The sequence below is a fragment of the Paraburkholderia unamae genome, assembly GCF_003268775.1.
GTDB lineage: Bacteria > Pseudomonadota > Gammaproteobacteria > Burkholderiales > Burkholderiaceae > Paraburkholderia > Paraburkholderia unamae.
This window is the reverse complement of sequence record NZ_QLSU01000036.1, coordinates 1-26,270: the sequence shown is the minus strand read 5'-3', so window position 1 is coordinate 26,270 and position 26,270 is coordinate 1. Positions and strand designations below refer to the sequence as shown.

Below are 26,270 nucleotides of genomic sequence, written 5' to 3'. Positions count from 1 at the left end.
AGGTCGTATGGACGAAAAAAAACCGCCTTGCGGCGGCTCCGGTCAGTTGCGCGAGGCGCGTCACTGAGGATTGATGCGGTTCAGCATGCGCAGGCGCTGCTGCTGACGCTCGCGGTGTTCGTTGGTGATGGCTGCGATCTGCGGATCAGCCCCGGCCGACGCAGAGGGCTTCGGCGCGTTCGCGTAGGCGCTCAGATCCCACGATGCCTGCGCACGCGGGGCGTTTTCCGCAATACGGTCAGCGAGGCCGATCTCCACCGCCTCTTCGGCGGTAAACCACGTCTCGGCGCTCATCAGCGCCTTCATATCGTCGACGGCCTTGCCGCTGCGCTTCGCGTACTGGCCCGCGATCACGCCGTCCGTCTTGTCGAGCAGCGCGGCGGTGGCCGTGAGGTCTTCGGAGTTGCCGATTGCCACGGTCCACGCGCAGTGGATCATGTACATCGCCCCATCGGACATCACGACCTCGTCGGCGGCCGACGCGATCACCGTAGCAGCGCTCGCAGCAACGCCGTCGATGTGGGCAACGACTTTGGCGCCCGTATCGCGGATCGCGGCGACGATCGCCTGCGCGGCGAAGACGTCGCCACCGGGAGAGTTGATACGCAGGTTGACCGTCCCACCCTTGATGTTGCGGATCTGCGGCACGAGCGTTTGCGCCGATACGCCACCCCACCATTCCGCCGTGTCGTCGTCGGCGACGATTGCGTCGTAGATGTAGATCGTCGTGTCTTCGCCGCTCATTTCGAACGCGCGCGGCTGCGTCGGCCGACGATTCTTCGCCAGCAGCGTGATCAGCTTGCTCATGATGCTCCTTCGTCTGGTTGCCCTGCTGGCTGGGGAGCCGCTTCGGACGGGTTTGCCGGGGCCGCCACGGCTGCCGTCTGCGTGATGCCCTGGTTGATCGTGTCACCGCCTGCGATCGGCGGCAGCAGCTTGATGTGACGCACTTCGTTGACCGACATCCACCCCGGCTCACCAGCACGCCCCAGCGCAACGCGAAACGCGTCGTTTTCGGTCTTGAGGTCGCCGCGCTCCATGCCGGAAACATCGAATTCGACGAAAAGCCGCTGGCGCACCGGCCAGAGCTTCCGGTTGAACTCCTGGTTGAACTTCACGAGGTCGCGCAGCAGCGTGAATTTCACGAAGCCGCGACTCATGTTTTCGACGCCGCTGCCCCACGACGTCGTCTTCTCGGTCGAGCCAACCATGAACGGGGGCACGCCGAGCGTTCGGCAAATTTCCTCGAGTCCCCACTTGGACGTTTCAAGGATCTGCGCGTCGACAGGCGACAACGTCAATTCCTTGATGTCGAGGCCGCCGGTCAGGACGGCAGGCAGGTGCGAGTTTGAAACGCCGCCGTGACGCTCGCCCCACGTCGCCCGCAGCAGCCTAGCCTGCTCTTCCGACATGTTGCCGGGCGTCGTCAGCGCGAAATCAGGTCGCGCGCCGTTCGAAAAGAAGCGCGCGCTGTACTCGGCAGCCGCGATCGAGGTTCCGACAGCCTGGCGCGCCGCATAGGTGATCGGACTCGGACTGCGGATACCGTCGTAGCCGAGGCTCGGCACGTGGATCATGTCCGCCGGGTGAAGGACGTATTCCGCGCCCACCAGCGGCTGGATTCGATACCACAGGCTGCCCGCGCTGTCTCGAAACGGGTTCACGCGCAGCGGATGGTGCGCCTTGAAGCCCGAGACAGAGCTGCTGCGGAACGAAGGGCGCACGATCTCGGCGAAGCAGTCGCCGTAGAAGCTCCGTGCCGCCGACATGTATTCCCAGAAAACTGCTGCGGACACATCCGGCTCGGGCTGTTCGTTGAGCAGCCACCAGTACGGGTGCTCGACGCGCGCGCGGCCAGTCGGCGTGCGCTCGTAGATAGGCATCGGCAGCGTCGAGATCGCTCCGGCGATCAGCGCGACGCACGCGTACACCGCCGAGACCTTCATCGCAGTCGCTTCATTCACGACCGGACCAGCATTGCTGACCGCGCCGCCGCCAATGATGTTCGACAACTCCTGTACCGTGAGGCTCTGGCGCGTCTCGTTGAGGTTGTTGATGCGCCCGGTCGCCTCGGGCCCATGCTGCGCGCGCCAGCTGTTGAGCACCGACGAGCCCGGCGTGCGTGCGCGCTCCTGCGCCGCCTTGAAAGCCGCTTCGCTCATAGAATTACGATCCCTGGTTGAGGTGCAGCCTGAGGATTCAGGCTCATCAGCGTCACCGCGTTGAACAGGGCCATCAGCGGATCGATTTTTCCGGTGCCGCTGGCCTGCTTCGTGATGTTCACGGCATTGCCCACAGGCACGACGCGCGCGTTTCCGACGCACCAGGCCATCATTGGCTGCCCACCATGCATGAGAACACCATCGGGCGGCGCGTTGTCGCCGTCTACCTTGCTCCCGCTCGCCGCCGCGAGGCGACGCTCAGCCGTTTTGATCGCTCCCGAGAGCTTCCAGCCCTGCGAGATGCCGATCACCTTGTCTTCGGGAATACCGGCTTCTGCCAGCGCATCCAGAACACCCCCGATTCCGGCCGGGTCCGCCCCGACCTTGTCGAGCAACTGCGCCTGATAGATGGTGGAAACGATGTCCGCGACGTCGCGAACGTCATCGCCGATCTGCTGCACGATCGTCAAGTCGCCGTCGCGCTGGAAGTCGAGCAGACGCGGCGCAATCTCCTTTCGACGCTCCAGCACGGACGGATGCGCCCACGCATGCGTCCACGCTAGCCAGTTGCGCGTGCCGCGCTCACGCCCCACGGCAGCACCGCCGAGCAAGTCGTCGAGTCCGCCACCATCAATGCCGAAGTCGATCACCTCACAGCGTGCCATCAGCTCTTCAAGGGAGACCCTTGGCGCCAGCGCCGCAGCCTCCCAGAAGTCAGCGCCGGCCCAGCGGTCGCTGCGCAGCGCCAGTCCGATCTCCACATTGAGGTGCTTCGCGAGGAATTCCTTGAACTCCTGCTCGCCACCCTCTTTCGCCTGGCTGTGCAGCTGCGTGATGCGCTCAATGTCGACGGACGCGCCCCAGTTCGGGTTGGTCACGTAGGCGTTGTTCAGGTCCTCGTGAGCCTTGCTCTTCAGCATGCCCTGCGGGAACTCGTAGATCACCGGCAGAAACTTCCTGTCGGCGACACGACCGTCACGCACCTTGCGCGCGTAGTCCAATTTTGCCTTGAACACGCCAGCAGGCGGCTCGGCAGACTGCGTGGTCGCGTAGATCACGAAGCCCTCGGGCCGCGATGCCAAGCCGCCCGTAGCCTCCAGCAGCATGTTCGACGCCTTGGCCTGCTTGCCGAATTCGTGCAACTCGTCGACGAAAACGAACGAGGCCTTTTTCCCCGAGACCGTGTCGCTATCTGCCGCGACCACCTTCAGGGTTGCACCCGTGTCCAGGTGCGTGATGGTCCGAAAATAGTCCTGGACCTTCAGCATCGCCGACAGCTCGTCGTCTGCCTTGATGAAGTCACGGATCGGCTTGTAGCTGTTGTCGGCGATTTCCTTGGTCGGCGAGAGAATTAGCAACTCAGCCGACTGCCGCCAGTTCATCAGCAGCGCGCACAGCATGATCGCCGCCGCGATCGTACTCTTTGCATTTTTCTTGCTCACCATCAACATAAATTCGTTGATGTGTCGGCGCCCGGTGTCAGGGTCCTCTGCGCCGAACACGGCTTGCACGAAATCGCGCAACCAAGGGAGCGAGGCCTCGCCCAATAATGGCTGGCCCATGACGTCGGTCAAACGGAACTCGCTGCACAGAGCCCACGCCTCGTCGGCGACAGCCGGGAAGAGTGGCGGGCAAGCGATCAGACTCTCACGGCGGACAATCCGAGTCTCCCAGTCTGGGCATGCGGTGGACCATTCAATGTTCAAACCGTCTTCCCTCCCGCAGCAGCAAGCCTCGGCGCTTCGCGCCTACCGAAGCGGCCAGTAGATGCAGCCTTGCGCTTTGCCTCGTCCTCGTCCTTCTTGCCGCCCTCGCCCTTCTTCGCGTACAGAAATGGCAGAGTTGCTGCCGCGGCTTTCACCTGGATCGCCGTCGCCTCGACTCGCCCGAGCGCGATGTCCTGCATCAGCGTCAGCATGTCGCGATCTGCGATCTCCACCGGAACCGCCTTCGTCCGCTTCAGCGCGCCACCGTGCGCCTGCGGCTCCAGATCCTCTTTCTTCGCGGAACGGCGGGGCGTCGCCTCTTTCGGCTGCGTCTCAGCCTTCGGCTTGCGCCCCGCGCCGGGCCGCGCGCCACCGCGACCACCAGCCGCCGTTTGATTTTTCGCCGTTTTGATTTCGGCGGTTTGCGGTTTTGGCTTGCGACCGGCACCAGGCCGCGCACCCCCGCGCCCACTGGGTTTGCCAGTCATTTGAATTCCCCTGTTTGATTACCGAGAGGCGTTTAAATGGGCGGATTTTTTGCGCGTGAGGAACCGGTCGGTTTCGCCAGACGCGACCGCTCAGACTTTCGATGCCCCCCCGGTCGAACGACCTCGGGAAGGCCATCAGAACGCCTCACAGCGGCCCCGTACGCGTGCCCGCTCGCGCGCTTGCCTCTGTCGATGTCTTGGCTGTGTGGCACGTGTCGCACAGAGGTTGCAGATTCGAGTCGTCGTTGCTGCCACCCTGTTCGAGCGGCACGATGTGGTCGATCTGATCGCGACTCGACACCCAGACGCAGCCGCAGCGCGCGCACCGATACTGATGTGCCAGCGCCACGCGTTGCCGCTTCTTCATCCAAGCGCCACCGCGCTCGCGAACGGTCGAGCCAGCTTTGACATCGAGAGTCGATACGCGACTGAGCGCCGCAGGCGCCAGCCTAGGCCTGAGTGTCTTCAGCCTGCTCATTCGACTCCATCGCAGTCGGTGCAGCGACCATGTCAAGCTCGACGCTGAGGAACGTGATGCGCGCCTCAACGATTCCGAAGGGTTTGATAGGCAGCAGTTCGATGTGCGCCACACCCGGAATCGGCGTGCCGTCAGCGTTCAATACACGCGTGCCGAGCGATATGCCATCGCTGACGATCCTGATTTGCTCGCTCATTCGCTGCCCTCGAAATCCAGCGCACCAATGCAAAAAGCCCGCTTGCTTTCGCTTGCGGGCTTCGTGTGCGCACCATTGGTACGGTATATGAAAATGGAGTATATGGCGGTGTTTTCCGCCAGTCAAGCGGTTGTGGACACAAGCATGCCGATATTGTCGAGTCGCTCAGCCAACTGCGTGATGCCGTCTTTCTCCAGATTCCTGATGAATTCGCGGATCAACCCGACGTAGCGCTCGGCAGTCCGCTTGGACATGCCCTCGCCTTTCGCGACCTCCATTGGATCGCTGTCTTTCTCGCCGAAGTACTTCTTGATGACGGCCACGCGGAACGAGCGCACAGGCAGCACTACGGGATGCACGCGCGCAACGTGATCCGCAAGCTGGCTCACTGCCTCCTCGAATACCGGGTTCGGCTTCCAGCCACGGCAGCAGGAACGAGTGCAGTCGCAACGCTCACGGCGAGACAGCTTGCCAGTCACGAGCACGGCAAGCTGCCAGTAGTCGATGCGCTCCAGCTCGGCGAAGACCATACCTGCCTGACCTGCGCCATCCAACCCGACGAGCCCGCGCCCGCTGCCCTGCGCGCCGCGCTGGAGGATCTTCCCCATAGCGGACATGGCGTACTGCTGGCTCGAATAATTGCAGGCGAACGTGACCGCCTCTTCCGCGCTCTTGAAAATGCCCTCGTGGATTGCTTCCATGTTCACCTTTGTTGTTCGATTTGTTGATCAGCTGCACGCGCTCATTGCTCGGATGCTTGTGGCTCGGCGTCGTGGTGGACCGTGACGCTCACAATGGCCTCGATCTCCGTTCCGTAACTCATCGTGCGATTGTTTATCCGCGTACTGAATCCGATGTTCTCCGCGCCAGGGTCGAGTCCAAGCTGCTTGCAGATCTCTTCGAACATGAGGCGATTGATTGCCTCCGAGCTGACGACTGCGCGATGCGTCGTCGTGTTGGTGCGGCTCGTATCGATCTTGATTTCGCTCACGTTGCTTCCTCCAGTACCAGTTCGATGGCGCCGCTAGCAATGAGCTCGCGCAGCGCCGCCTTGTTTCCTTCATGCCTGTGGATGTCCGCCGGCAGCCATGCATAACCGTCTTCGGCCCAGCGCTTGTCCTTCTTTCCCATGAAGCGCCGCAGGTTCTCGGGCACCAGCACCAGCGCCGAGACTGACCACGGGTTGAGCCAGTCCGGCTGATAGCGCGACGTGATGCGCCTCACCGCGCGCGCCGGTGCGCTGAACTCGTACGACGGCGGCGGCCCGCCACCCATGCGGCCGACGTGCTTCGAATGGTCCGCTGGCAGGTGCAACTCCACTTCGAGGATCACTCATTCACCTCCGCGCATACCCAACGCTTCTCGCCGCTTTCGATGAACGGCATCAGCGAACGCTTGTTCATCGACACGCGCGCCGAGCAGCGCAGCACGCCGCCCCTCTTCCACGTGTGCAGCCGCCCCGAGATGCCCGCGCGGTAGTTCGGCGGAATGAAGGCGTCCACCAGCACAACCTCATCGCTCGCGACACCTTTCGTGATCGAGCGGCGCACTACGTACACCGTCGTCTCGAATGACTGGGTCTGCGTGCCGCGCCTCGTCTCGACTTCCACATCAATCAGCAGCCTCAAGCGATTACCTCCTGCAATCCCATCTTTCGTGCGCGCACCGGCTCCCACTCATCGAACGCGGGCAGAAACACCGACTGTTTCACCGCCCGCTCTGCCGGGCCCTGATCGAGCCACGTATGGCACCAGAAGCAGCCGGGCACCGTGCGCGCGTGATTTGCCTTCAATCCCATGCCCTTCCCGGCCGCCAAGCTGTTCTCGTGGCACGGCACTACCGTTTCGTCGTTCGGGTTCAGGCGGCATACACCGGGCACGCGCAGGTAGCACGGCTCGCCGCGGCACGCCGCCAGATACTTCGAACCCTCTGCGACGGTCGGCTTCTTTGCGCGGCGCTTCATCGTCGTGCGGCGCGCCACCGTGGCCCGATTCGCGAAGCTGCTGAATGGCGAGGACGGCTTGCGCGCGAAGCCGGTCCGCTTCATCGGCGCCGAACGCTTCATTCGCCCTCCATCGGCTCGAAGAACCGTGCGCGCGTGCCGCAACGCCCCGCCAGAACCGCAAACCAGTGCGGATACTGGCGTTGGTTGTATGCGAGCGCGTTGCGCGAATAGCGACGCGGCTCACCATCCTCCGGATCGATTTCGGTGATGGTCGACGGATGCAGGCACAGCCTCGACTCGCCGGGCTGCGGGACGACCAACTGGTCTGGCGCGCGGCGCTTCCGTCCGCCGTAGTAGCGGCAATTGATGCAGAGCTTCATTGCGGCACCTCTGGCAACGTGCGGATCTCGACCGGCGCGCCGCTCGCCGCGATCAGCGAAGCACGGCCGCCCCGCCAGAAGACGAAGCCCAGATCGCGCAGCAGCTCGGGAATGTCGCGGCCCGCAAACTCGCGCGCGAACCATGCGTCATATTCTTCGCGCTCGGTCACGTGGCGCCTCCGAACAGCGCCGCCACCAGCGGATCGCGGCGAACAAGCCTGCCTGCCCTCGTTGCCATGCGAACGCGGGCGCGCGCACGAAGCTGGTCGATCATCTCCGGACGCTCGCGCTCCAGCTTCCGGTAATAGCGAGCCTTCAACTCCTGACTCGTCATCGGCTTGGGCCGCTTGGCATCATTGCCGGCGCCCCACACCCACAGCGCGGTCACGTTCGATGTACCGGTCGCGCGGAGGTATCGGCCGATGTGGACTTGTGCGCGATTCGCCTTGATGAAGCGCTTTACAGTGCATTCCGAGCAGCCCGCGGCCTTTGCCAGATCGCCGATGGATGCGCGGCGCGCCTCAAGCGCCGCACGGATGCGTGGCCACACGCCCTGCTTCGTGCGCTCTGCCGGAATCGACAGGCGACGGTCCGGCAATCCGAGACGGATACCGCGCGCCACGAGCGAATCGCAACTGCGGCCCGGAAACTGGGCGAGAACCGTCTTCAGCGGCGCAGGATCGCTCCACACCTTGCGCAGCAGCTCATCCTGCTCAGGGCTCCACTTCGGAGCGCGAGGCATACCCTTGTAGACGCCTGGCATCAGATTTCCTTGATGGTGATGTCGTGCACGGCCAGCATTTGCTTGCGCTTCTGCACGTATGTAGTGTTTTTGCGGGTCGCCGGGCTTTTCACGTCTTCCACGACACGCTTACCAGTCGCCACCTCGACATAGACGAAGTCCGCCACGTACTTCGAGGCCCGCTCCCACGTGCCGTCGTCGCGCTGCTTGCGCGGCGTGAGCACGAAGGCCACCTGCAACTCCAGATCGCGGATCTGGCCGGCCGCCTGGCGCTCGATCAGCTTCAGCCAGTGCGCGCGCTCCTTGAGGCTGTCGAAGCGAATGCCGTTCTGCTCGCACTTCGTGTTGCGGTACTTCGGCGCCTTCTTCGGCTTCGCCATGCCCGGCGACGGCACGGTTTCGCGGCGATATGCAGGCGTGTTCGCGCCAGCGCTCTTCGCGCCGTCTGCGATGTCGTCAAAGCTGTGTGCGGGCTTCGTGCCGAACTTCTCGGCCAGCTTCCGCTGGGCGTAACCCACGCTCGACGCGTCGTCGCGCACGCGCGCGGTGCCGACCGTCTTCGTTCCGGGCGGCACGACCATCGGCCATGAATTGGTGCGCTTCGTCATGCGGCCTCCGAATTGCCGTTCTTGTCGCGCGGGATGTCGTTGAAGTAGGCGTACAGGGCCTCGTAGCGCTCTTCACTCTCGCGACTCACCGTGCGCAGAAGCTCTTCCATCCATTCGCCCGGGCCTGCGAGCTTGCAGACCTTTGCCTTGAATTGCTCGAAGTGCTGGAACTTCGCGCGATCGACGCCGAGCTGCGCGCCGCGAGCGAGATAGCCGCTCTCGGTCTTCCACCAGTCGGCAGGAGCCGACGCTGCGCCGCCGCCATTGGCGTTGCCGTTTCCACCCTGCTGCTGCACATCCTTCACCGGGAACAGGCCCGTCCAGCCGCGTAGGACTGCTTCCTCGACCGTCGCTTCCACGGACTGGCCGCCATCAAGCAGCTTCTTCAGGCGGCTGATCGAGGCCTTGGCCGTGGCCATCGTCCACGGAGCGTCTTTCGCTTTCGCTTCGCGGTGCTCGCACCAATCCGCCCACGCTTCCGCTGGCAACCAGTCGGGCAGTTCGATCGATCGCAGTTCGGAATTCAACGCAACTCGCGACGCACGTCGCGCAGGTTGCTGATCTACTGCTTTCTCTTTCTCTACTAAAGCTATCTTGGTGTCGAAATTTGGAGGGGCTTCGGGTGAAATTTCACCCCCTTCAACGTGGGATTTGGAGGGGCTTGAAGTGGAATCTGGAGCCGCTTGAATATTCGAGGGGATTGAATATTCACCCCCCTTAGAGGGTTGAGATTTCGAGGGGCTTCGTTTTCCACCCCTCTTAGCCGCGAACTCTTCAAGCGTCGGCGGGCTCAGCGAGATCGTTTCGCCGTTGCGCTGATCGACGGCTTGAACGATCGTCGCGCCAGCCGGAGCGAGCATCTGATAGACGATGATGCTTTGCGTGCGACCGATGCGCTTGTCCGTTTCGAGCAGGTAGCCAAGCTCGATCAGCTTGCTGCGCGCGCGGCGGATCGTCTGGATGTTCAGCTCGGTGTCCAGCTCAAGCTCTTCGTTCGTGACCCACGTCGAATAGTCCTCGCTGGCCCAGTTCGCATAGGTCTTCAGCAGCGTCTTTGCCGACGAATCGCCGACGCGCTGACGTTTGGCCCACTGGTACGCGTATCCGCTCATGACGCCCTCAGTTCGCCGCCGGCAAGCCGAGCGTCTCGTTTTCGTGGCCCGTGGCGGCGCACTTGCGTGTGCCGAACACCGCGAGCTTCCCGGCGTCGATCAGGGCGCGCACGCGACCGCAGACGCTGCCGAGACGCATGTTCGTGCGGTCTGCGATGTCCTGGCGCGTGAGGCGCATGTCCGGGGCCGTGAACAGGTCCACGATCATTTGCTTTTGGGTTCGGCGCGTGTCTGCGTCGAGCGCGTCATACGCCGCCAGTTGGGTTGCTGTGGCTCTCATCGTTTTTCCTCCACCATTCCTTCCATGCGGCTATGCAAGCCGAACAGCGTGCGGATGTGATCGAAGATCCGATCCTTCACGCGCGCGACCTCGTGGCGCTCGACAACGCCGTCTTCGAATGTGCGGTTCACTTCCTTGCCGATTTCGCCGTTCGTTTCCCACGTCTTCGCCATCAGCTCAAGCACCGCCGCATCCGAGCAGTGCTCCGCGTCGGGCACCTTGTTGAGCGCATAGCCGCGCGACTGTGCCCAGGCCTCCAGCACGCGGTCGTCGTTCGTCGCCTCGGTGATGCGAATCACGTCCTGAAGAGTCAGCTTGTGCGTATCCGTGTTCGGATTGACTTTGCTCCGCAGGACCGCTGCGGACATTCCGATGTGCGGCGCGAGTGATTCGCATCCGCCGTCGTAATCGTGCGCAACGGCGTGCGCGGTATCGAGGATGTTCAATTGAGGCTCCAAACAAACGTGTTTTGTCCCCGTTAGCACTACTAAAGTCGTTTCAAACAAAAACGAGCCAGGGAAGAAAATGAAGTCGTTGCCGCCGGTTAAAGCCGGAACTGCTTCGGGCCGTGCCAGTGCGGCCTTTTACGATCGAGGCGCGGGGATTCGCCTCGTATCTCTTCCGCGCGCTCCGCTCTGTGGAGCTGCGCGAACTCAAACAATGTCAGCAGCCAGTTCGCAAGCTTCATTCGTGTTCTCGCTGCTGTTGCTCGCCGCGCTGGTGCGCTGAACCTTGCGCCACGAAGCAATAGCCTCCTGGCGCATTGCGTCGTGAGCCTCGGGCAGGAATTCCGTGGAATGACTGGACGCGTAGGGAATACGGCGCGCGGGGAGCGGCGGATGGTAGAACCGACGCTGTGACAGCGTTTCGCGTTCGCCGGTCTCGATGTGCAGCGCGGCGCTGTTTTCCTGCGCGATGATCTTCATCACCTTGGCGAGGCCGCCGTGCTTGTCTGCTTCGCGAAGCATTTGCTGGTGTTGCGGAAGGTGCATTTGAACCCCTCGTACTTTCGAATGTTGGATACCGCACAGAGGCGGCTAGTGGGTCAACCCAGACTGCGAATGCATGGGCCTATGCGAGACTAAGTGGCATTAGGCCGCCCTCAAGGAGGGGTCAAGCTCTGGCCAGATTTCTCGCCAGTCGCGTCGCAGATCCTGACGTGTCACGGCGCCGCCAGACTCACGCTCAATTCGCACGCAAAGCTTTTCTCCAGCTATACGCTGGCCGTACATGACGTTGCGAAGGAATGCGTATGTCGTACCGCATCGATGCGCGAAATCGTCGCGTCGCTGAAGTGACATTGATGAGAGGAACGCCTTGAACTTGTCCATGACGCCAGAGTACACCAAACGGTTTATACATTCAACACCGAACGGTTTATTTCACCAAATGGTTTACGATGGTCTAATTGCACCCATGGGAGATAATCTTTTGGTGCACGAGCAGGTGACCGAGCTGCGGCGCCTCGCACTATCACGTCTGATAGAAGTCCACGGCCAGGCCGAAGTTGCGCGCCGCATGAAGCGTCTGCCACAGCAAATCCACGACATGGCAAGGTCCAAGTCGTTTGGAGAGAAGGTCGCGCTGGAGATGGAGCGCGCCTGGAGCGAAAGCACCGGTGGAGAGGTAATTGACCTCATCGCGCCGCGGCCGAGAGACGACCGCGCGCCCGCCCCTGCGGGCTGGGACCGACTGGATGACCTAGGAAGGATGCGGGTCGAGGCCTATATCAGTGGGCTTCTCGCTCAGCCCGCGACCTCGACCTCACCCGAGCCTGGGCGCTTCCAAGCCGATTGATTGCGCGCCCGATGCGCGCTCACTGCTTTGCAGTGGCCTGAGCGATGTGTCGCGAAAGGCCGTTTTGCTGCCGACGATCGGACGCCCCGTGCCAAACTCCAGTCCGAAGGATGGCTCGCCAAGTAGCGTAACGTTCCATCGATCGCACTTTCCCCACCTCTCAACGAGCACAACTCGGCCGATCAGCAGCGGATTGGTCGAGTGGACTACTCGCGCCAAATCTCCCGCCTTGCACCGCATTCCCTCAGCTTTCACTGCTTGATCCACGCCGCCCCCGCGAGCCTCAACTCATTAACAATACTGTATGGATATACAGTAGTCTATCCAAAAAACAGCGCCCGATGAAGGGGCCAATGTAAGACTTGTCATTCAAACAAAAAAATCACGAAAGTCAGGTGACAGCCGTCACAGCGAATATTTTCGTCATACCGTAAAGGTAAACGCCGCACCGCAAGAGTGCACGCCGACTCAGTCCTCAGCTGGGACGGCCTTTTAGCCTAGCGACCAATAATCGGGGAACAACAATGCTGTGGAAAACAGTCGGCGCCATCGCGTCCGTAGCTGCCATTCTCGCGGCCGGCAACGCGTCGGCAGAAAACCAGCCTCATGAAAAGAAGGCGACACCGGCCAACAGGTCGGCGGCGACCGGTCCGCAAGGGTTCGGCGCAATTAAGATTGGCATGACGCGCGAGGCCCTGGAGCAGCTCAAGGAAGGGGATGGCGTGTATTTGGTTGCGCCGTTGACGGCGGAAGCGTCCAACGAGCCGCTTCCGCCTGGCGCCTCGAAGTTCGCCACTAGAATCATGACGCCGTTCGATGGCGGGGCAATCGAAGCAACATTTACGATCGTTTCAGACGTCGTCACCGGAATGTCGCTGAAGCTCAGCGAATCAGCATTCGAAATGGCGAAGTCACAGATCGCGGCGAAGTATGGTCGCGGCAAGCTCGCAGACACCCGCAAGGCGGAGGACTGCCTCTATAGAAACGGGGCCCACTTCAAGGTTAAGTCCGGCTTCGTCGCCAACTTCTGGCGCCAGTCGCTCTCCCCTACGGATCAAATCACAACGTCCGCCGTCGAGTTCTTGATTGACCTGTGTCCGTCGAGTCTCGCGGACGACCGGACACCGCCGACTATCGAACGCTACATCAGTGTCGAGAAAACGCACCTCGATGCATCGACAGTAAAGCCGAAGCCGAATCTGTTCTGACCCACACCATATCGCCCCGCCCCATGCGGGGCTTTTTCATAGCGGGACCACCCGGAACGCCTCGGGGTAGATGGCGCGCACCAGCCGCGCACCCACATCCACCAACACCCCCATCTCGCGGTCGCTGAGCATCCTCTCCAGCTCGGCCAACAAATCGGCGTAGCGCTCGATCGGGCCCCATCGCTGGTCATCTGGCGCAGCCGCCACCATCCTTTGCAGCACTTCCTCGCGTGTCATGGTCGCCTCCCGGCACTTAACCCTATAGGTATAGGCGCTTAACCCTAGAGGTATCGGCCACTCCCGGCGTTGTTACAAATTTCCGCACCAACATAAACCAAATGGTGTTGACCGAATATAAACCATATGGTGTAATCCGTTCACCCACTCATCACGCAGCCCTGAGCGGGAGCGCTTCAAGCCGTCGCGGCGGCTCTAAATAGCCCGTAGCGTGTTGTCTCCCACGCATGGACCTCGCAACGTGAGAGAAGCGCTCCCGCTTAGGGCTGCGAATAATAAATGGACCGAATGATGAACAGAATCGCTTGCGATAACGCCCTGCTCGCTTCGTGCGATGAGCTGTATAGCAAGGTCATTCGCGTGGCTGGTGCCTTTGCTCTGTTCGCTGGCGTTGGTGCAGGCTGGTATCTGATCGTCGCCCTGCGTGCAGGTGCTTGATGGAAACGCTCAAGCTCGCCGGTCGCATCTGCATCGCTGGTTTCGTCGCTATCGCCCTGCTCGCCTTCCAGGCTCAGATGCATGAGCGCGAAGCAGCTTTCGAGGCTCACTGCATCAAGCATCGCTGTACCTGAGTTGAATCACGCGCTGACTCGCGCGCTCCCTTGAATCTATTTAGCACTCCTACCAGGAGATCGATATGGCTCAACAGAAGATCGAAAAGACGAAGGAGGCGCTCGAAGTTGAGCGCAAGGAAATCGAAGTGCTGCGCGGTGAAATCGAGCAGCTCTGCAACCGCCCCCCCCCCAACGCGTGCTAGCCGGTAGTTACCAGACTGCCGTCTCGTGGAAGGAATTGGCGATCGGCGCGTTGCGCCTCGCGAAGTCCAAAGCCCCGACGCTCGCAAAGCTCCGCAACTCGCGCGACGCGATGCTCAGAGCGCAAATCGAGTAACCCTGAACAGTTTCGCGACGGCACCTCCGAGGGTGACGTTGTGTGTCTTGGCCGGCGCCAGTACGGGCCGGTCCTTTTTCGAGCTAGAGATGAGCGAACGAACGACCCTTCACGTTGTCTCGATGTCCGGTGGCAAGGACAGCACTGCGACTGCACTGCTGGCTATCGAGTTGCATGGCCGCGAAGGCTGCCGCTTCGTGTTCGCCGACACCGGGAATGAGCACGAGGCGACCTACGAGTACGCGCTCGGCTATCTGCCGCAGACGCTCGGCGTCGAGATCAACGTTGTGCGCGCGTCGTTCGATGATGAGTTCGCGACGAAGCGCGCCAACCTTGCACGGATCGCCGCCGGCGAACCGGAGTCGGCCGTGTACGGCGCGCGTCAGTTTCAGTACGCGTGGACGCAGGAGGCTGCGGCCCGTGCCTTGGAATTGCTCCAGCCAACCGGCAACCCCTATCTCGACATGTGCATGCTGAAGGGCGGCTTTCCCTCCCGCAAGCGCCAGTATTGCACCGAATACCTGAAGCGCAACCCGATAACCGAGTATCAACTGGGCCTGATTGACGATGGCTATGCCGTCGAATCGTGGCAGGGCGTGCGAGCGGACGAAAGTGCGTCACGCCGTTGGTTGCCCTCGTATGAGCATCGCGGTGGCTTCTATTCAGTCTATCGTCCGATCCTCCGCTGGGGTGTCGAGGACGTGTTCGAGGCCCATGCAGCCGCAGGGATTCGACCCAACCCGCTGTACCGGCAGGGTATGTCGCGAGTCGGTTGCATGCCGTGCATCAATGCGGCGAAGGCCGAGCTGCGGGAAATCGCCCGCCGTTTTCCGCAGCATATTGAGCGCATTTCCGAGTGGGAGCGCCTCGTGTCCGCCGTATGCCGACCACGGAGTCCCGTTTCGTTCTTCCACCTAGGCACTCAGGGCCACTCGGGCACCTCGTCGACGGTTTGGCATGTAGTTGAGTGGTCGAAGACCACCCGTGGTGGTCGCCAGTACGACTTGCTCGCTGACGCGGCATCGGCCACGGCCTGCGCGTCGGAATACGGCCTGTGCGAGTAATCGCCATGCCCATGCGCGCTTACCCGGCACTACTCGCAGTCGCGGCGACCGTGACTGCGGCGTGCCTCTCGATCATGGCTGGCTGGCAGCGTGGCGGGTTCCTCGCCGAGCGCGTGCTGTGGATTGCCGTGGGCGTCGTGCTGGTTGTCGCTGCGCACCTGCTCCCTGCCCTCTGCCGGCCGCATGGGTTGCGCGTGCGCATCCTCGGCGCGGCGCTGTGGGTTGGCTGCATGGCGGCGACCTGCTACGGCCACGCAGTCTTTTTCCTGATGGCGCAGAAGCATGCGGGTGAGCTGCGCGCTGCCGCGCTGCCGGTCGTGACCGTGACCGGCCGTGACTTGAGCGTGATCGCCCGTGACCGGGCCGAGATCGTCACGCGACTGGCCCGCGCCACGGCGCGCCGCTGCGTCGAGCCGTGCACGAGCCTCCGGGTCGAACGCACAGCCTTCGCCGCGAAGCTGGATGCGATCGACGCCGAGAAGGCTGAAGCGCTCCGCGCCGAGGCAGCGCAGGACCGCGCCGCCGCCGCGCGCGCCGCCGCCCTGGCTGATCCGGTGACTGGCGCCCTGACCGCCTTTGGCGTGCCGGCGCCGCGCGCCGAACTCGTGACCGGTCTCGCCTTCGCCGCCGTGCTTGAGGCTGTCGCCTGCTTCGCCTGGCTGCTCGCGCTGCGCCCCGCCGCAGTGACTGAAATCGCGGTAACGCCCGCCCAGCAGGGCAGTCACGCCGAAGTAGTAACGGCAGTCACGCCCGAGGGTAACGAGGCCGCGCCAGTCGCGCCGCCGGTCGCGGTCGAGTCAGCGCCGGTGCTTCGCCTGCCGGTAGTCGAGCAGACCGACGACGTGATGCGAGTCATGACCGCAGTAACAGCCGGTGAGCTGCGCCCGACCGTGACCGAGATCCGCAAGTTTCTGGGTTGCTCACAGTCACGCGCGGCGGCAGTCCGCAAGCAGCTTGAACCCACCACCTAACCCCCAACTTCGAGAGACACGATGAAGCGCGATTTGATTTCGCTGCAATTGGACCTCGGCTCCGAGCTGATCGTCGACAATTTCGCCGGCGGCGGTGGCGCGAGCACCGGGCTGGAACGCGCGTTCGGGCGCCCGGTAGACGTCGCAATCAACCACGACGCGGAAGCGCTCGCAATGCACGCGGCGAACCACCCGCACACCGCGCACTACTGCGAGAGCGTGTTCGACGTCGATCCGATCGCGATCACCGGCAACCAGCCCGTCGCACTGGTTTGGCTGTCGCCGGACTGCAAGCACTTCAGCAAGGCGAAGGGCGGCAAGCCCGTGTCGAAGAAGATCCGAGGCCTCGCCTGGATCGCGCTGCGCTGGGCCGCGAAGGTCAAGCCGCGCGTGATCATGCTGGAAAACGTCGAAGAGTTTCAGACGTGGGGCCCGCTGGCCGCAGATGGTAAGCCGTGCCCGAAGAATCGGGGCCGCACGTTCCGCTCGTTCGTGAACGCACTCAAGCGCCAAGGCTATGCCGTCGAGCACCGCGAGCTGCGCGCGTGCGACTACGGCGCGCCGACGATCCGTAAGCGCCTGTTCCTCGTCGCGCGCCGCGACCATCTGCCGATCGCGTGGCCGACGCCAACACACGGCGATCCGAAAAGCGCGGCCGTGCGCGCGGGCAAGCTCCTGCCGTGGCGCACCGCGGCAGATTGCATCGACTGGAAGCTGCCGTGCCCGTCGATCTTCGAGCGCTCCAAGCCGTTGAAGGACGCGACTCTGCGCCGCATCGCGAAGGGCATCATGAAGTTCGTGGTGGACAGTGCGGATCCGTTCATCGTGTCGTATTACAGCGACAGCGAGCGCTTCAGAGGCGCGGCCCTCGATGCCCCGCTGGGAACGACCACGACCGCCAACAGATTCGCTGTCGTCGCGCCGACGCTGATGCATGTAACGCATCACGGCAGCGATCGCACTGCACCGGTCGATGCGCCGATCGCAACCGTCACGGGAGCACACCGCGGCGAACAGGCGCTCGTAACCGCCCACATCACGAAATTCCGGGCGAATAGCGTCGGGAGCGCAGCCGATGCGCCGCTGCACACCGTGACTGCGGGCGGCGATTGCGCGCGCCCGGCCGGCGCCGCGCACGCCATGGGGATCGTCTCAGCGACGCTTATCCAGACCGGCTACGGCGAGCGCGAGGGCCAAGAGCCGCGCGTGCCGGGCCTCGACAAGCCGCTCGGCACGGCCGTCGCAGGCGGCGTAAAGCACGCGGTCGTCTCGGCGTTCCTCGCGAAGCACTACGGCGGCGTCGTCGGAACGGGCGTCGATGTCCCGACCGGGACTATCACCACGACGGACCATCATTCCGTCGTCACCGTGCAGCTCGTCGGCTGCGGTGGCCGTGCCGGACAATCGCGGCCGCGCGACGCAAGCGAGCCGCTCGCCACGGTCACGAGCAAAGCCGATACGTCTGTCGTGACATCGCACCTCGTGAAGCTGCGCAACAACCAGTTCGGGCAGGACGTGCGCGAGCCCATGCCGACGCTCACCGCCGGCGGCGCCCACGTTGGCGAAGTGCGCGCGCTCTTGCAGAAGTACCACGGGCCCCACGCGCTCGGCGTGGTGATGATCGGCGGCGAGCAATACGCAATCGTCGACATCGGCATGCGCATGCTCCAACCGCACGAGCTGAAGCTCGCCCAGGGCTTCCCGGCCAGCTACGTCATCAATCCGGTCGTCAACGGGAAGCCGCTGTCGAAATCGTCACAGGTGCGCATGATCGGCAACAGCGTGTGCCCCGACGTCGCCACGGCGCTGATCCGCGCGAACTTCGCGCATGAGAAGCAAATGGCCAGCGTGGCCGCATAACGAATCGAGGAAACGATGGATACGCAACAACTGACCGAAGCCGAGATCCGCGCCACGATGTCCAGCGAACAGATCCTGCTCGAACGAAAGCTGACGTGCGAGGCAATCACTGGCGCCATGGCCTTCGGCTACCAAGGAACGAACGCGCCACCCAGCGACGAACACTGGCTCGCACCGTTCTGGAAGATTGGGCGCCGAGAGGCCGAACTCGAAGCGAAAGCCGCTATCGCCCCTTCCGATGCGGCGGGAGCGCCGATCTACCAGGTGCGCGATGATGCGCTTTCGTGGGCAGACTCTGACCCGGCGCTTTTTTATGACGCGCCCGAAAGCGAGCGCCGTATCGTCTACGCCGCTCCCGTCGCCCCTGCTGCGGTAGCGCCGATAGACGAAAGCGAATGGCGCGCGATTTTCAATTCCACGCGCACCGCCGACACGACGTTCGAACAATTCCGCGAGTGGATGAGCGAGGAAGTTTCGAAAGGCCGCACCGCCCCTACGCCTACCGTCGCCGCAGAGGCAGTAGCGCTGGCCGTTTATGAGGATCGGCGGTCGTGCGCGCTTCAAGACCTCCAATTCGCACGCGGCCTGCAAAGCGGCTGGCAGTTCGGCATCCTGGAAGATCGCGCGGGCTATGAGAAGTGTTTGGCGTCGCGAGCGGGCTATGTGAAGGTGCTTCGCGAGACGCGCACGGCCCCGCAGCCCCACGAGCGCGTGGCGTGCTCACATGACTACGTGCGCTCGGATCGTGTCTGCATCGAGTGTGGCGAGTATCCAGTGCAGCCTAACGAGCGCACGTACACCACGAAGGCCGGCGAATCCGTGATGGGCATCGCACTACGCGAGTGCGGCGACGAGAAAGTGTGGCGACACATTCTTGCGTGCAACCCGGAGTTTGCGAGCCTGCTGCCGCACGAATACTTCCCAGTCGGCACGGTTCTGACTTTGCCGCCGGGCACGCAGGCCGCGCAAGAGGCAAGCGAATGAGCGAAGCGAAAACGATCCTTGACCCGTGCTGTGGTACCCGCATGTTCTGGTTCGATCCGCAAAACCCGGCCGTGCTGTTCGGCGACGTGCGCGACGAGACGGTTTCCGTCACCGACCGCTCGCACGGCAGAGAGGACGGCGAGCGCGTGCTGAGCGTGTCGCCTGACCTGACGATGGATTTCCGTGCGATGGACTTCGCCGATGGCGCGTTCAAGCTCGTCGTGTTCGATCCGCCGCACCTCGTGCGCGCAGGCCCGCGAAGCTGGCTCGCCGCCAAGTACGGGAAGCTGTCCACCGACTGGCGAGACGACCTGCGTCGCGGCTTCGCTGAGTGCTTCCGCGTGCTCGCCGACGAAGGTGTGCTGATCTTCAAATGGAACGAGACGCAGATCAAGGTTGGCGAAATCCTCGCGCTCACCGACCAGCAGCCGCTGTTTGGCCACAAGTCGGGCAAGCGCGCCGATACGCACTGGATCTGCTTCATGAAGCGCGCCGCCTCGCACGGAGCCAAGCAATGAGCAACGTCGAACAGTTGCCCGTCAAGGCCACGAGCGACCGCCCTGCGCCGAAGCGCATCACGCGCCCATGCGAATACGGAATGTGGAGCGCCGTCAAAGACATGGAAACGCAGATGGGCACCGTCGAGGCATACAACCGCCTCTGCGATTGGGCGCAGTCGTTGAAGGCGAAGATCGATCGCGGCGACGCGCAAGTGCAAAACCGTCTGTTCGCAACTGATCCGAAGTGGATCTATCCGGCTGGAGACTCGCAATGAGCAATGAAACGATGAAGGACGGCGAGCGCGCAGCGTTTGAGGCATGGATGCTCACTGGCGAACTCGACATCACGCCCAACCTCGAACGCGATGGCGAGTTCTACGAAGAATTCCACACGCAACGCGCATGGCGAGGATGGCAAGCCCGCGCCGCCTCTCAAGCCACGGTGAAGGGCGATGAGCCGGTGGGCGAGGCCGGCAGTATGCCAGGAACCGATGGATTCACTATGGCTGCTTTCGAAGCATCCAAGGTGCCTATTGGCACGAAGCTCTACACCCGCGCGGCAGCACCGCAAGCAGGGGCGACGCTACCTCCTGATGTCCGCGCGCTCCTGACCGAGTGCGCCGGGTTCCACGGCCAGATGGTCAAAGGCAACTGGCTCAGTGCGGAAGTGGCAAAGTTGCTTGCCGCCCATCCCGTCGAGAAAGGTAACGCCGCTCCCATAGACGGGAACCAGCAGGAGGGAAACTGATGATCGGATCGATGTTCCTGACGCGCGAAGAACTCGTCGAGCTGACGGGGCGCGTCCAGCGTAGTTCGCAAGAGCAGGTGCTGCGCGGCATGGGGATCGAGCACAAGGTGCGCGCCGATGGCCGCATCATCGTCTCGCGCCGCCATGTCGAGCAGGTACTCGGCGCCGACGAGGCGCGCGGCGATATGGGAGACATCATGCCCGACTGGAGCGCCGCGTAAATGCCGTTGCCACGCAAGAAAGAGAACAAGGGGCTGCCAGCGCGCTGGCGCTTCAAGCACGGGGCGTACTACTACCAGGTGCCGCTCGGACTCGAGTCGCAATGGGACGGCAAGCAGTTGTTCCGCCTCGGCAAGTCGCTGCCTGAGTCATACCGGACATGGGCCGATCGGCTGAGCACGCTCGACGACGCAAAGAACATCGGCGAGCTGCTCGACCGCTACGCGCTCCAGATCGTGCCCACAAAGAGCATCACTACGCAGGCGCAAAACAGCGTCGCGATCAAGCGCCTGCGCGCTGTCATGGGCGCACTGCCGCTCGCGTCGCTGAAGCCGCGCCATGTCTACCAGTACATCGACAAGCGCCAAGCCAAGGTCGCGGCGCGGCGCGAGATCGAGATTCTCTCGCACGCGTACACGAAGGCCGTCGAGTGGGGCTATCTCGACCGCCATCCGTTCAAGGGCGAGGTGCGTCTCGACGGCGAGAAGCCGCGCACGCGCTACGTCGAGGACTGGGAAATCATCGAGTGCCTCTCGATCGAGTCGCGCCGCAAGGCGGGCAGCGTGCTCGCGATCCAGGCTTACATCCGCGTGAAGCTGCTCACCGGCATGCGCCGCGGCGACCTGTTGCGCCTCACGATGTCCGACCTCAAAGAGGACGGAATCCACGTGACGCCAGGCAAAACGGAAAACTCGACGGGCAAGCGCCTGATCATCGAATGGTCGGACGAGCTGCGCGAGGCGATCTCCATCGCCAAATCGGCGCGGCCCGTGCAGATAGCGCCGTGGCTTTTTTGCACGATGCGCGGCGAATGCTACTTCGACGAGGAAACCGGGCGCGCCGGAGGCTGGGACACGATGTGGCGCAACTTCATGACGAAGGTGCTGGAGACGACGAAGCTGAAAGAGAAGTTCACCGAGCACGACTTGCGCGCCAAGTGCGCAAGCGACGCGGACACGCTGGAACACGCCCGCGCACTGCTCGCGCACGCCGATGGAAAGATCACCGAGCGCGTGTATCGCCGCAAGCCGGAGAAGGTCAAGCCGCTGCGTTAAACTGTACCTTAAGCGCCGGGGTGATATTGGAAAACAAGGAGCGATATGGCGAGGCGCCCCTACACCTAAGGTACAACTTCGCGAAGGTGATTGCAGATGCAGCGGGCAATGCGCGCCGTTGTGCAATTAGGTTAATAGCCTATCCGGGGTTCGAATCCCCGTCTCTCCGCCAGTTTTCCTCCACGCCCGCATCGGGCCTGGAAATCCCCCTCAGCAGAAAGACCCGAGGCAGGCCAATACGCCCCTCCACGGATAGCGCGTGCGCCTCAAGACGAGGCGACAACGCGCCCTTCCCGCCCTATCCCTCAGTGACACCCATACGACGTGCAGTTCTTGTTATAAACAAGCCCATTGCCGTCCATGCCCGAGATCGTGCGCGAGCCATTGCCGTAGTTCCTGATCGTCTCGGTCCATGTGGACCCGTCGGCGGCCTGGCCGGTGATGAACGTCGTGTCGCCAATGGAGGCGCCGGTCTGTTGCCAGGCCTCGCCGGGCAGTTTCTGCTGGTAGCCGTTGACCGTCGACGTGTTGCCAAACCGCTGCACGGTGTACGAGTTGCCCGATTCGTCGACGCAATTCTGGAAGGCGTCGTTGCCCCAGCAATTGGCGAACGCCGGACCCGCCACGCAGGCGCAAACAACGACGCAAAGGCTCAGTGCAATACGCTTCAATGGCTTCCCCGGTGAGGCGGTTTTTTGTATGGAATCGCCGTCACGGCGGGCGGCGCGCGAGATTGTACCTGAGGCGTCAAAGCGGATTTGCCGGGTCCGTGACCCGCACGAAGTCAAAAGCCCGCTTGCGCGGGCTTCACATGACAGTACCAACCGCAATTACTTCCCGGCGAGCGCCGAAAACTGCGGGTTGGTCACGACCTGCTTGAGCAGCGACTGAACCGCTGGCCCGAAGGCGTCGGCCACGTTCTTGCACGCCGACATCGCGGTCCAGCTCGTGTCGAACTGGTACTTGACCGAGACTTCGTAGCCCGGCGACGACGGCGACTTCACGAACATCCTGATCGTCCAGTTGGCCGGAGAAACCGAGCTGAAGCTCAACTCCTCGATGCGCCCCTGGATGGCCGGCCCCTTCACGTCGTAGGCCTGAGCCATGAACAACTCTTCCTCGAACGCTTCCTTGACGTATTGCGGAATCGTTTTGCCAGGCGCAACCTTGACCGGCCCGTTGAGGCGGCACAGCGGGCTCTCGTCCACGCCAGGCGCAAGCTGGATATCGGCGACGCTAACCTTCTTCGCTTGGAGGTTCTGCTGAATCGCGATGACGTTTTCCGTCGACGCCTTGTACGGAAACGAATTGGTGGTTTCACAACCAGCCAGCAGCACTGCTACCACACAGGCGCCTGCTACGACGCCATACTTGCCATTCTTCACTTCGTCCTCGTGTCGATCAGGTTCTATCACCCACGCATGTCTGACGCATCGCGCCGTCATGTCGCCGGGCCCAGCCTGCTTATCGGACGAAAAAGCGGAAGTCTTGATAGAACGGCAAAAACTATGCGGCACGGATATTCGTTCGCCGTGCCGCGCCGCGCTGGCAGCGCCAGATCATCACATCAACGTCGACCTGGTTGCGCCAACAACGATCACATAGACGCACGCGTGAACCCTCTCCCGAAGAAGACCACGCGCCCCGCTCCAAAAAAGAAGCCGCAGACGAGCTGCGGCCGAGAGTGCTCCTACATGGAGCACCACCCTCCCAGGTGGTGCCAGGACCCATGCTAAACGGACTGCACCGGAGCGCAATCGAACTCTGCGCGCCATCGTACGGCACCCCACATACGGGATGCCGTCGTCGAAAAGAATGAGCGGGGAAAGGTTCGGTCGCAACGACGTGAAGCTGCGCACAAGGGCGAGTGTCGTGGAAAAGGACGTCGGGCCAACGCCCGACGCCGAATTCCCGCGCACTGCTTTGAGGACCGGTTCGCGGGAACGAGAGGCTTCCAGTATCGCCTCGCGCGCGCGTTGCTCGTGTGATCGAACGCACACCGGCAGGCGTTTTCACACCCTTACGGATGGCGGATGTAGTCCACCAGCGCGATCGTATACGCGTCGGGTTTGCGGTCGAGCAGGCTCACGGCGATCGCCACGAGAAAGCCCGCCGGCACGCCAAACACGCCCGAGCTGATCGGCTCGATGCCAAACCATCGTCCGCCCGAGAAGCCCGTGAGCTGCGTGAAGAACGGGTAAGTCGAAACGATGTAATAGACGCACACGGTCAGCCCGGCGATCATGCCGGCCACGGCGCCCAGGCGCGTCGTGCGTTTCCAGAACACGCCCAGCACGAGCACGGGAAAGAGGCTCGACGCCGCGAGCGAAAACGCCGCGCCTACCAGGAACAGGATGTTGCCCGCGTTGAGCGACGCCACATAGGAAGCAAAGAGCGCCACGCCGAGCAGCAGGATCTTCGACATCGTCACGCGCCGCTGGCTCGACGCGCTCGGATCGACCATGTGGTAGTACACGTCGTGCGAAAGCACGTTCGAAATCGTGAGCAGCAGGCCGTCGGCTGTGGAAAGCGCCGCCGCGAGCGCCCCCGACGCGATGAGCCCCGACATCACGTACGGCAGCCCAGCAATTTCCGGCGCGGCGAGCACCACCATGTCGGGCTGCATCTGGATGTCGCTCCAGCGCACCACGCCGTCGCCGTTCACGTCCGCGATGCTGATGAGGTATGGCTCGATGCGGCGCCACTGCATCACCCAATGCGGAAGATCGTCGAAGCGTTGCCCCACCAGATGCGTGAGGATCTCGAACTTGATGAGCACCGCGAGCACCGGCACAGTCAGGTAGAAGAGCGCGACGAAAAAGAGCGTCCAGCCCACGGATCGGCGCGCGGAAGCCACCGAGGTCGTCGTGTTGTAGCGCGTGAGTATGTGCGGCAGGCTCGCCGTGCCAAGCGAAAGGCACAGCAGCAGCGAGAGGAAGTTGCGTTGATGCACGCGCCGCTCGGCTTCGTCGTCGGCGGGGAACGGCTCGTTCATCGGCACCGGCGGCGCGGCCCGCGCGAGCAGGTCGTCGCGCTGGCGTGTCCACTGCATGCGCGCGGTGTCCACGTCGCGCGGAAACGCGTTGAGCTCGCGCTCCAGCGAGTCGATGTCGCGCAGCGGGCCGTTGTGGCGGCGCAGGTCGGCGAGCGATTCGACGAGGCTCGTCTTTTCCTTCACATACGACTGCGGCAGCGTGTCGAGCCGCGTTTGCCACTGCGCCGCGCGCTCGCGGTACGCGTCGCGCACGTTGGCCTCCGCGCCCGCGCCGCGCACGTCGCGTTCGAGCGCTTCCACGCGCTGCATCACATTGCCGTAGTCCAGTTGCGGCAGCCAGCCGAGGCCGTCGCGATGGGCGATCAGCGAAACCGGTATCAGGATGGCCGCGATCAGGATGATGTACTGCGCAACCTGTGTCCACGTCACCGCACGCATGCCGCCGAGAAACGAGCACACGAGTATGCCCGCCAGCCCGCAGAAGATGCCGATGGCGAAGTCCACGCCAATGAAGCGTGTGGCGATCAGCCCCACGCCCTGGATCTGCGCGACGAGATAGACGAACGAACAGAGGATGGTTGCGAGCACAGCGAGTGCGCGCACGAGGTTGCTAGAAAAGCGCGTGCCGAGGAAGTCGGGAATGGTGTAGCGCGCGAGCTTGCGCACGTACGGGGCGAGCAGGAAGGCAACGAGGCAGTAGCCACCCGTCCAGCCCATGAGGTACGCAAGGCTGTCGTAACCGCTCGCGTACAGCGAGCCCGCGAGGCCGATGAACGACGCCGCCGAAAGCCAGTCGGCGGCCGTTGCCATGCCGTTGAAGAACGAGGGCACGCGCCGCCCCGCCACATAGTATTCGACGAGATCGGACGTGCGCGAGAGCAGTCCGATCACGGCGTACACCGCGATCGGCACGAACAGGAACACGTAGCCGATCCACATGCCGGGGCCGGTGAAAAGCTCGATGCGCCACATCACATAGACGAAGCCGAGAAAGCCGAGCGTGTACAGCGCATAGGAGCGGATCAGGCGGTGCGCGAGCTTCATCGTTGCGGGGCCCTGCTCGCCTCGCGAATGGCGATGTCGGCTTCGCGCGCGGCCTGAAGCACGCGGTCGGCGCGCTGCATGAGCACGATATAGATCGCGACGAGCAGCACGTAGAGCAGAATCGCGCCTTGCGCGCCGAGATAGAACGGCAGGCTGAAGCCCGCGAAGCGCACGTCGGCGAGCGAGCGCGCAAAGAGCGGCGCGACAAACGAAACGGCGAAGCCGATCGTCATGAGCACGGCGATCAGCGCCATATTGAAGCGCCAGTAGCGCCGATGCGCGTGCGCCATCGCCTCGCTCACCGGCGGTGGCTCAGGCAATGGATTGATATTGTTCTGGGGTGTAGTGTGTGGCGCGGCCATGCGCCTGTGTAGCAAAAACGCGTATGGCAGGCAATCGGTAAGAATGCGGGGATGCGCCGGTAAAACCGCGGTAAAACGTTTCACACGCGGCGCCTCGCAAGGCGCCGCGTGTGATTCGGCCTTTGGACGGGCCGTTAGAGCGACTCGCCGAGCTGATCGAGAATCGCGGGGTTTTCCAGCGTGGACACGTCCTGCGTGATCGCCTCGCCCTTCGCGAGCGAGCGCAGCAAACGGCGCA

General features: G+C 63.1%; 37 protein-coding genes. 13 read left to right on the top strand and 24 right to left on the bottom strand.

Annotation, left to right across the window (positions count from 1 at the left end; all coding sequences use genetic code 11):
• Positions 1-60 precede the first annotated feature (60 nt).
• From C7401_RS37595 to C7401_RS37510, 19 genes are all read right to left on the bottom strand, one after another.
• Positions 61-807, bottom strand: a complete 747-nt coding sequence (locus C7401_RS37595) for a head maturation protease, ClpP-related (protein WP_258397377.1) — start codon at positions 805-807, stop codon at positions 61-63.
• Complete coding sequence (locus tag C7401_RS37590; protein WP_112177112.1) at positions 804-2,162, bottom strand: phage portal protein; 1,359 nt, start codon at positions 2,160-2,162, stop codon at positions 804-806. Before C7401_RS37590 ends, C7401_RS37595 begins: the two co-directional genes overlap by 4 nt.
• A complete protein-coding gene (locus C7401_RS37585; protein ID WP_112177178.1) occupies positions 2,159-3,862 on the bottom strand; it encodes a terminase large subunit in 1,704 nt (567 codons plus the stop codon). Before C7401_RS37585 ends, C7401_RS37590 begins: the two co-directional genes overlap by 4 nt.
• A 2-nt stretch (positions 3,863-3,864) precedes the next feature.
• On the bottom strand, positions 3,865-4,356 hold the full coding sequence (locus tag C7401_RS44650) for a hypothetical protein (protein ID WP_146758062.1): 492 nt from the start codon (positions 4,354-4,356) through the stop codon (positions 3,865-3,867).
• Positions 4,357-4,501: 145 nt separating this feature from the next.
• A complete protein-coding gene (locus C7401_RS37575; protein ID WP_112177110.1) occupies positions 4,502-4,723 on the bottom strand; it encodes an HNH endonuclease in 222 nt (73 codons plus the stop codon).
• A gap of 82 nt (positions 4,724-4,805) precedes the next feature.
• Positions 4,806-5,030, bottom strand: a complete 225-nt coding sequence (locus C7401_RS37570; protein ID WP_112177109.1) for a hypothetical protein — start codon at positions 5,028-5,030, stop codon at positions 4,806-4,808.
• A gap of 122 nt (positions 5,031-5,152) precedes the next feature.
• The gene (locus C7401_RS37565; protein ID WP_112177108.1) at positions 5,153-5,731 is read right to left on the bottom strand and encodes a hypothetical protein; all 579 of its coding nucleotides are present in this window, start codon (positions 5,729-5,731) and stop codon (positions 5,153-5,155) included.
• 41 nt (positions 5,732-5,772) lie between these two features.
• The gene (locus C7401_RS37560) at positions 5,773-6,021 is read right to left on the bottom strand and encodes a hypothetical protein (protein WP_112177107.1); all 249 of its coding nucleotides are present in this window, start codon (positions 6,019-6,021) and stop codon (positions 5,773-5,775) included.
• Complete coding sequence (locus C7401_RS37555; RefSeq protein ID WP_112177106.1) at positions 6,018-6,362, bottom strand: hypothetical protein; 345 nt, start codon at positions 6,360-6,362, stop codon at positions 6,018-6,020. The genes C7401_RS37560 and C7401_RS37555 overlap by 4 nt, the downstream gene beginning before the upstream one ends.
• Positions 6,359-6,658: a hypothetical protein gene (locus C7401_RS37550; protein WP_112177105.1), complete on the bottom strand. Its 300-nt coding sequence runs from the start codon at positions 6,656-6,658 to the stop codon at positions 6,359-6,361. Before C7401_RS37550 ends, C7401_RS37555 begins: the two co-directional genes overlap by 4 nt.
• Complete coding sequence (locus C7401_RS37545) at positions 6,655-7,095, bottom strand: nuclease domain-containing protein (protein ID WP_258397376.1); 441 nt, start codon at positions 7,093-7,095, stop codon at positions 6,655-6,657. Before C7401_RS37545 ends, C7401_RS37550 begins: the two co-directional genes overlap by 4 nt.
• On the bottom strand, positions 7,092-7,355 hold the full coding sequence (locus C7401_RS37540) for a hypothetical protein (RefSeq protein WP_112177104.1): 264 nt from the start codon (positions 7,353-7,355) through the stop codon (positions 7,092-7,094). Before C7401_RS37540 ends, C7401_RS37545 begins: the two co-directional genes overlap by 4 nt.
• Positions 7,352-7,525 carry a hypothetical protein gene (locus tag C7401_RS45205; RefSeq protein ID WP_181565792.1) on the bottom strand — a complete coding sequence of 58 codons (174 nt, stop codon included), beginning with the start codon at positions 7,523-7,525 and terminating at the stop codon, positions 7,352-7,354. The genes C7401_RS37540 and C7401_RS45205 overlap by 4 nt, the downstream gene beginning before the upstream one ends.
• Complete coding sequence (locus C7401_RS37535; protein ID WP_112177103.1) at positions 7,522-8,118, bottom strand: hypothetical protein; 597 nt, start codon at positions 8,116-8,118, stop codon at positions 7,522-7,524. Before C7401_RS37535 ends, C7401_RS45205 begins: the two co-directional genes overlap by 4 nt.
• The gene (locus C7401_RS37530) at positions 8,118-8,705 is read right to left on the bottom strand and encodes a DUF1064 domain-containing protein (protein WP_112177102.1); all 588 of its coding nucleotides are present in this window, start codon (positions 8,703-8,705) and stop codon (positions 8,118-8,120) included. Before C7401_RS37530 ends, C7401_RS37535 begins: the two co-directional genes overlap by 1 nt.
• On the bottom strand, positions 8,702-9,817 hold the full coding sequence (locus C7401_RS45825; protein ID WP_258397375.1) for a phage replication initiator YdaU family protein: 1,116 nt from the start codon (positions 9,815-9,817) through the stop codon (positions 8,702-8,704). The genes C7401_RS37530 and C7401_RS45825 overlap by 4 nt, the downstream gene beginning before the upstream one ends.
• Before the next feature lie 7 nt (positions 9,818-9,824).
• Positions 9,825-10,097 (bottom strand): hypothetical protein, encoded by a 273-nt coding sequence (locus C7401_RS37520; protein WP_112177101.1) that lies wholly within the window; start codon positions 10,095-10,097, stop codon positions 9,825-9,827.
• A complete protein-coding gene (locus C7401_RS37515; RefSeq protein ID WP_112177100.1) occupies positions 10,094-10,543 on the bottom strand; it encodes a phage regulatory CII family protein in 450 nt (149 codons plus the stop codon). Before C7401_RS37515 ends, C7401_RS37520 begins: the two co-directional genes overlap by 4 nt.
• 207 nt (positions 10,544-10,750) lie before the next feature.
• Positions 10,751-11,023, bottom strand: coding sequence for a hypothetical protein (locus C7401_RS37510; RefSeq protein WP_220092894.1), 273 nt, complete (start codon positions 11,021-11,023; stop codon positions 10,751-10,753).
• Positions 11,024-11,414: 391 nt separating this feature from the next.
• On the opposite strand from C7401_RS37510, the gene C7401_RS37500 reads away from it, so the two are divergent.
• Positions 11,415-11,894: a hypothetical protein gene (locus tag C7401_RS37500; protein ID WP_220092897.1), complete on the top strand. Its 480-nt coding sequence runs from the start codon at positions 11,415-11,417 to the stop codon at positions 11,892-11,894.
• 524 nt (positions 11,895-12,418) lie between these two features.
• A complete protein-coding gene (locus C7401_RS37495) occupies positions 12,419-13,102 on the top strand; it encodes a hypothetical protein (RefSeq protein WP_112177096.1) in 684 nt (227 codons plus the stop codon).
• Between the two features lie 36 nt (positions 13,103-13,138).
• Here C7401_RS37495 and C7401_RS37490 read toward each other — a convergent pair whose 3' ends face one another.
• Positions 13,139-13,339, bottom strand: coding sequence for a hypothetical protein (locus tag C7401_RS37490; RefSeq protein ID WP_112177095.1), 201 nt, complete (start codon positions 13,337-13,339; stop codon positions 13,139-13,141).
• A 279-nt stretch (positions 13,340-13,618) separates the two neighbouring features.
• Between C7401_RS37490 and C7401_RS45200 the strand changes: the two genes are divergently transcribed.
• The 11 genes from C7401_RS45200 (at position 13,619) to C7401_RS37445 (ending at position 21,631) form a co-directional block, all read left to right on the top strand.
• A complete protein-coding gene (locus C7401_RS45200; protein ID WP_181565791.1) occupies positions 13,619-13,777 on the top strand; it encodes a hypothetical protein in 159 nt (52 codons plus the stop codon).
• Positions 13,777-13,911 (top strand): hypothetical protein, encoded by a 135-nt coding sequence (locus C7401_RS45820; RefSeq protein ID WP_258397374.1) that lies wholly within the window; start codon positions 13,777-13,779, stop codon positions 13,909-13,911. The genes C7401_RS45200 and C7401_RS45820 overlap by 1 nt, the downstream gene beginning before the upstream one ends.
• A gap of 408 nt (positions 13,912-14,319) precedes the next feature.
• Entirely contained in the window at positions 14,320-15,294 is a 975-nt protein-coding gene (locus tag C7401_RS37485; protein ID WP_112177094.1) for a phosphoadenosine phosphosulfate reductase domain-containing protein, read from the top strand.
• A 5-nt stretch (positions 15,295-15,299) separates the two neighbouring features.
• Entirely contained in the window at positions 15,300-16,265 is a 966-nt protein-coding gene (locus C7401_RS37480) for a hypothetical protein (protein WP_181565790.1), read from the top strand.
• Positions 16,266-16,286: 21 nt separating this feature from the next.
• The gene (locus tag C7401_RS37475) at positions 16,287-18,125 is read left to right on the top strand and encodes a DNA cytosine methyltransferase (protein ID WP_112177093.1); all 1,839 of its coding nucleotides are present in this window, start codon (positions 16,287-16,289) and stop codon (positions 18,123-18,125) included.
• A 15-nt stretch (positions 18,126-18,140) separates the two neighbouring features.
• Positions 18,141-19,109, top strand: a complete 969-nt coding sequence (locus tag C7401_RS45400; protein WP_220092893.1) for a tail protein X — start codon at positions 18,141-18,143, stop codon at positions 19,107-19,109.
• Entirely contained in the window at positions 19,106-19,627 is a 522-nt protein-coding gene (locus C7401_RS37465; protein WP_112177092.1) for an SAM-dependent methyltransferase, read from the top strand. The genes C7401_RS45400 and C7401_RS37465 overlap by 4 nt, the downstream gene beginning before the upstream one ends.
• Complete coding sequence (locus C7401_RS37460) at positions 19,624-19,884, top strand: hypothetical protein (RefSeq protein ID WP_112177091.1); 261 nt, start codon at positions 19,624-19,626, stop codon at positions 19,882-19,884. Before C7401_RS37465 ends, C7401_RS37460 begins: the two co-directional genes overlap by 4 nt.
• Positions 19,881-20,357: a phiTE_015 family protein gene (locus tag C7401_RS37455; RefSeq protein WP_112177090.1), complete on the top strand. Its 477-nt coding sequence runs from the start codon at positions 19,881-19,883 to the stop codon at positions 20,355-20,357. The genes C7401_RS37460 and C7401_RS37455 overlap by 4 nt, the downstream gene beginning before the upstream one ends.
• The gene (locus C7401_RS37450) at positions 20,357-20,578 is read left to right on the top strand and encodes a DUF4224 domain-containing protein (RefSeq protein WP_112177089.1); all 222 of its coding nucleotides are present in this window, start codon (positions 20,357-20,359) and stop codon (positions 20,576-20,578) included. The genes C7401_RS37455 and C7401_RS37450 overlap by 1 nt, the downstream gene beginning before the upstream one ends.
• Positions 20,579-21,631, top strand: coding sequence for a tyrosine-type recombinase/integrase (locus C7401_RS37445; protein ID WP_112177088.1), 1,053 nt, complete (start codon positions 20,579-20,581; stop codon positions 21,629-21,631).
• 305 nt (positions 21,632-21,936) lie between these two features.
• On the opposite strand, the gene C7401_RS37440 is transcribed toward C7401_RS37445, so the two are convergent.
• The 4 genes from C7401_RS37440 to C7401_RS37425 all read right to left on the bottom strand — a co-directional run bounded on the left by C7401_RS37440 (position 21,937) and on the right by C7401_RS37425 (position 25,972).
• Positions 21,937-22,302 carry a hypothetical protein gene (locus C7401_RS37440; protein ID WP_133254671.1) on the bottom strand — a complete coding sequence of 122 codons (366 nt, stop codon included), beginning with the start codon at positions 22,300-22,302 and terminating at the stop codon, positions 21,937-21,939.
• A 159-nt stretch (positions 22,303-22,461) separates the two neighbouring features.
• Entirely contained in the window at positions 22,462-23,016 is a 555-nt protein-coding gene (locus tag C7401_RS37435) for a hypothetical protein (RefSeq protein ID WP_112177086.1), read from the bottom strand.
• A gap of 635 nt (positions 23,017-23,651) precedes the next feature.
• Positions 23,652-25,670, bottom strand: coding sequence for a sodium:solute symporter family protein (locus C7401_RS37430; protein ID WP_112177085.1), 2,019 nt, complete (start codon positions 25,668-25,670; stop codon positions 23,652-23,654).
• Positions 25,667-25,972, bottom strand: a complete 306-nt coding sequence (locus tag C7401_RS37425; RefSeq protein ID WP_308012473.1) for a DUF4212 domain-containing protein — start codon at positions 25,970-25,972, stop codon at positions 25,667-25,669. Before C7401_RS37425 ends, C7401_RS37430 begins: the two co-directional genes overlap by 4 nt.
• Positions 25,973-26,270: the final 298 nt, after the last annotated feature.

What these genes read in the sequence shown, in the direction of transcription:
- C7401_RS37595 (WP_258397377.1), bottom strand. Translation starts at nt 807, where the DNA reads ATGAGCAAGCTGATCACGCTGCTGGCGAAGAATCGTCGGCCGACGCAG.
- C7401_RS37590 (WP_112177112.1), bottom strand. Translation starts at nt 2,162, where the DNA reads ATGAGCGAAGCGGCTTTCAAGGCGGCGCAGGAGCGCGCACGCACGCCG.
- C7401_RS44650 (WP_146758062.1), bottom strand. Translation starts at nt 4,356, where the DNA reads ATGACTGGCAAACCCAGTGGGCGCGGGGGTGCGCGGCCTGGTGCCGGT.
- C7401_RS37575 (WP_112177110.1), bottom strand. Translation starts at nt 4,723, where the DNA reads ATGAAGAAGCGGCAACGCGTGGCGCTGGCACATCAGTATCGGTGCGCG.
- C7401_RS37570 (WP_112177109.1), bottom strand. Translation starts at nt 5,030, where the DNA reads ATGAGCGAGCAAATCAGGATCGTCAGCGATGGCATATCGCTCGGCACG.
- C7401_RS37565 (WP_112177108.1), bottom strand. Translation starts at nt 5,731, where the DNA reads ATGGAAGCAATCCACGAGGGCATTTTCAAGAGCGCGGAAGAGGCGGTC.
- C7401_RS37545 (WP_258397376.1), bottom strand. Translation starts at nt 7,095, where the DNA reads ATGAAGCGTTCGGCGCCGATGAAGCGGACCGGCTTCGCGCGCAAGCCG.
- C7401_RS37540 (WP_112177104.1), bottom strand. Translation starts at nt 7,355, where the DNA reads ATGAAGCTCTGCATCAATTGCCGCTACTACGGCGGACGGAAGCGCCGC.
- C7401_RS37535 (WP_112177103.1), bottom strand. Translation starts at nt 8,118, where the DNA reads ATGCCAGGCGTCTACAAGGGTATGCCTCGCGCTCCGAAGTGGAGCCCT.
- C7401_RS37530 (WP_112177102.1), bottom strand. Translation starts at nt 8,705, where the DNA reads ATGACGAAGCGCACCAATTCATGGCCGATGGTCGTGCCGCCCGGAACG.
- C7401_RS45825 (WP_258397375.1), bottom strand. Translation starts at nt 9,817, where the DNA reads ATGAGCGGATACGCGTACCAGTGGGCCAAACGTCAGCGCGTCGGCGAT.
- C7401_RS37520 (WP_112177101.1), bottom strand. Translation starts at nt 10,097, where the DNA reads ATGAGAGCCACAGCAACCCAACTGGCGGCGTATGACGCGCTCGACGCA.
- C7401_RS37510 (WP_220092894.1), bottom strand. Translation starts at nt 11,023, where the DNA reads ATGAAGATCATCGCGCAGGAAAACAGCGCCGCGCTGCACATCGAGACC.
- C7401_RS37495 (WP_112177096.1), top strand. Translation starts at nt 12,419, where the DNA reads ATGCTGTGGAAAACAGTCGGCGCCATCGCGTCCGTAGCTGCCATTCTC.
- C7401_RS37490 (WP_112177095.1), bottom strand. Translation starts at nt 13,339, where the DNA reads ATGACACGCGAGGAAGTGCTGCAAAGGATGGTGGCGGCTGCGCCAGAT.
- C7401_RS45200 (WP_181565791.1), top strand. Translation starts at nt 13,619, where the DNA reads ATGGACCGAATGATGAACAGAATCGCTTGCGATAACGCCCTGCTCGCT.
- C7401_RS45820 (WP_258397374.1), top strand. Translation starts at nt 13,777, where the DNA reads ATGGAAACGCTCAAGCTCGCCGGTCGCATCTGCATCGCTGGTTTCGTC.
- C7401_RS37485 (WP_112177094.1), top strand. Translation starts at nt 14,320, where the DNA reads ATGAGCGAACGAACGACCCTTCACGTTGTCTCGATGTCCGGTGGCAAG.
- C7401_RS37480 (WP_181565790.1), top strand. Translation starts at nt 15,300, where the DNA reads ATGCCCATGCGCGCTTACCCGGCACTACTCGCAGTCGCGGCGACCGTG.
- C7401_RS37475 (WP_112177093.1), top strand. Translation starts at nt 16,287, where the DNA reads ATGAAGCGCGATTTGATTTCGCTGCAATTGGACCTCGGCTCCGAGCTG.
- C7401_RS45400 (WP_220092893.1), top strand. Translation starts at nt 18,141, where the DNA reads ATGGATACGCAACAACTGACCGAAGCCGAGATCCGCGCCACGATGTCC.
- C7401_RS37465 (WP_112177092.1), top strand. Translation starts at nt 19,106, where the DNA reads ATGAGCGAAGCGAAAACGATCCTTGACCCGTGCTGTGGTACCCGCATG.
- C7401_RS37460 (WP_112177091.1), top strand. Translation starts at nt 19,624, where the DNA reads ATGAGCAACGTCGAACAGTTGCCCGTCAAGGCCACGAGCGACCGCCCT.
- C7401_RS37455 (WP_112177090.1), top strand. Translation starts at nt 19,881, where the DNA reads ATGAGCAATGAAACGATGAAGGACGGCGAGCGCGCAGCGTTTGAGGCA.
- C7401_RS37450 (WP_112177089.1), top strand. Translation starts at nt 20,357, where the DNA reads ATGATCGGATCGATGTTCCTGACGCGCGAAGAACTCGTCGAGCTGACG.
- C7401_RS37445 (WP_112177088.1), top strand. Translation starts at nt 20,579, where the DNA reads ATGCCGTTGCCACGCAAGAAAGAGAACAAGGGGCTGCCAGCGCGCTGG.
- C7401_RS37430 (WP_112177085.1), bottom strand. Translation starts at nt 25,670, where the DNA reads ATGAAGCTCGCGCACCGCCTGATCCGCTCCTATGCGCTGTACACGCTC.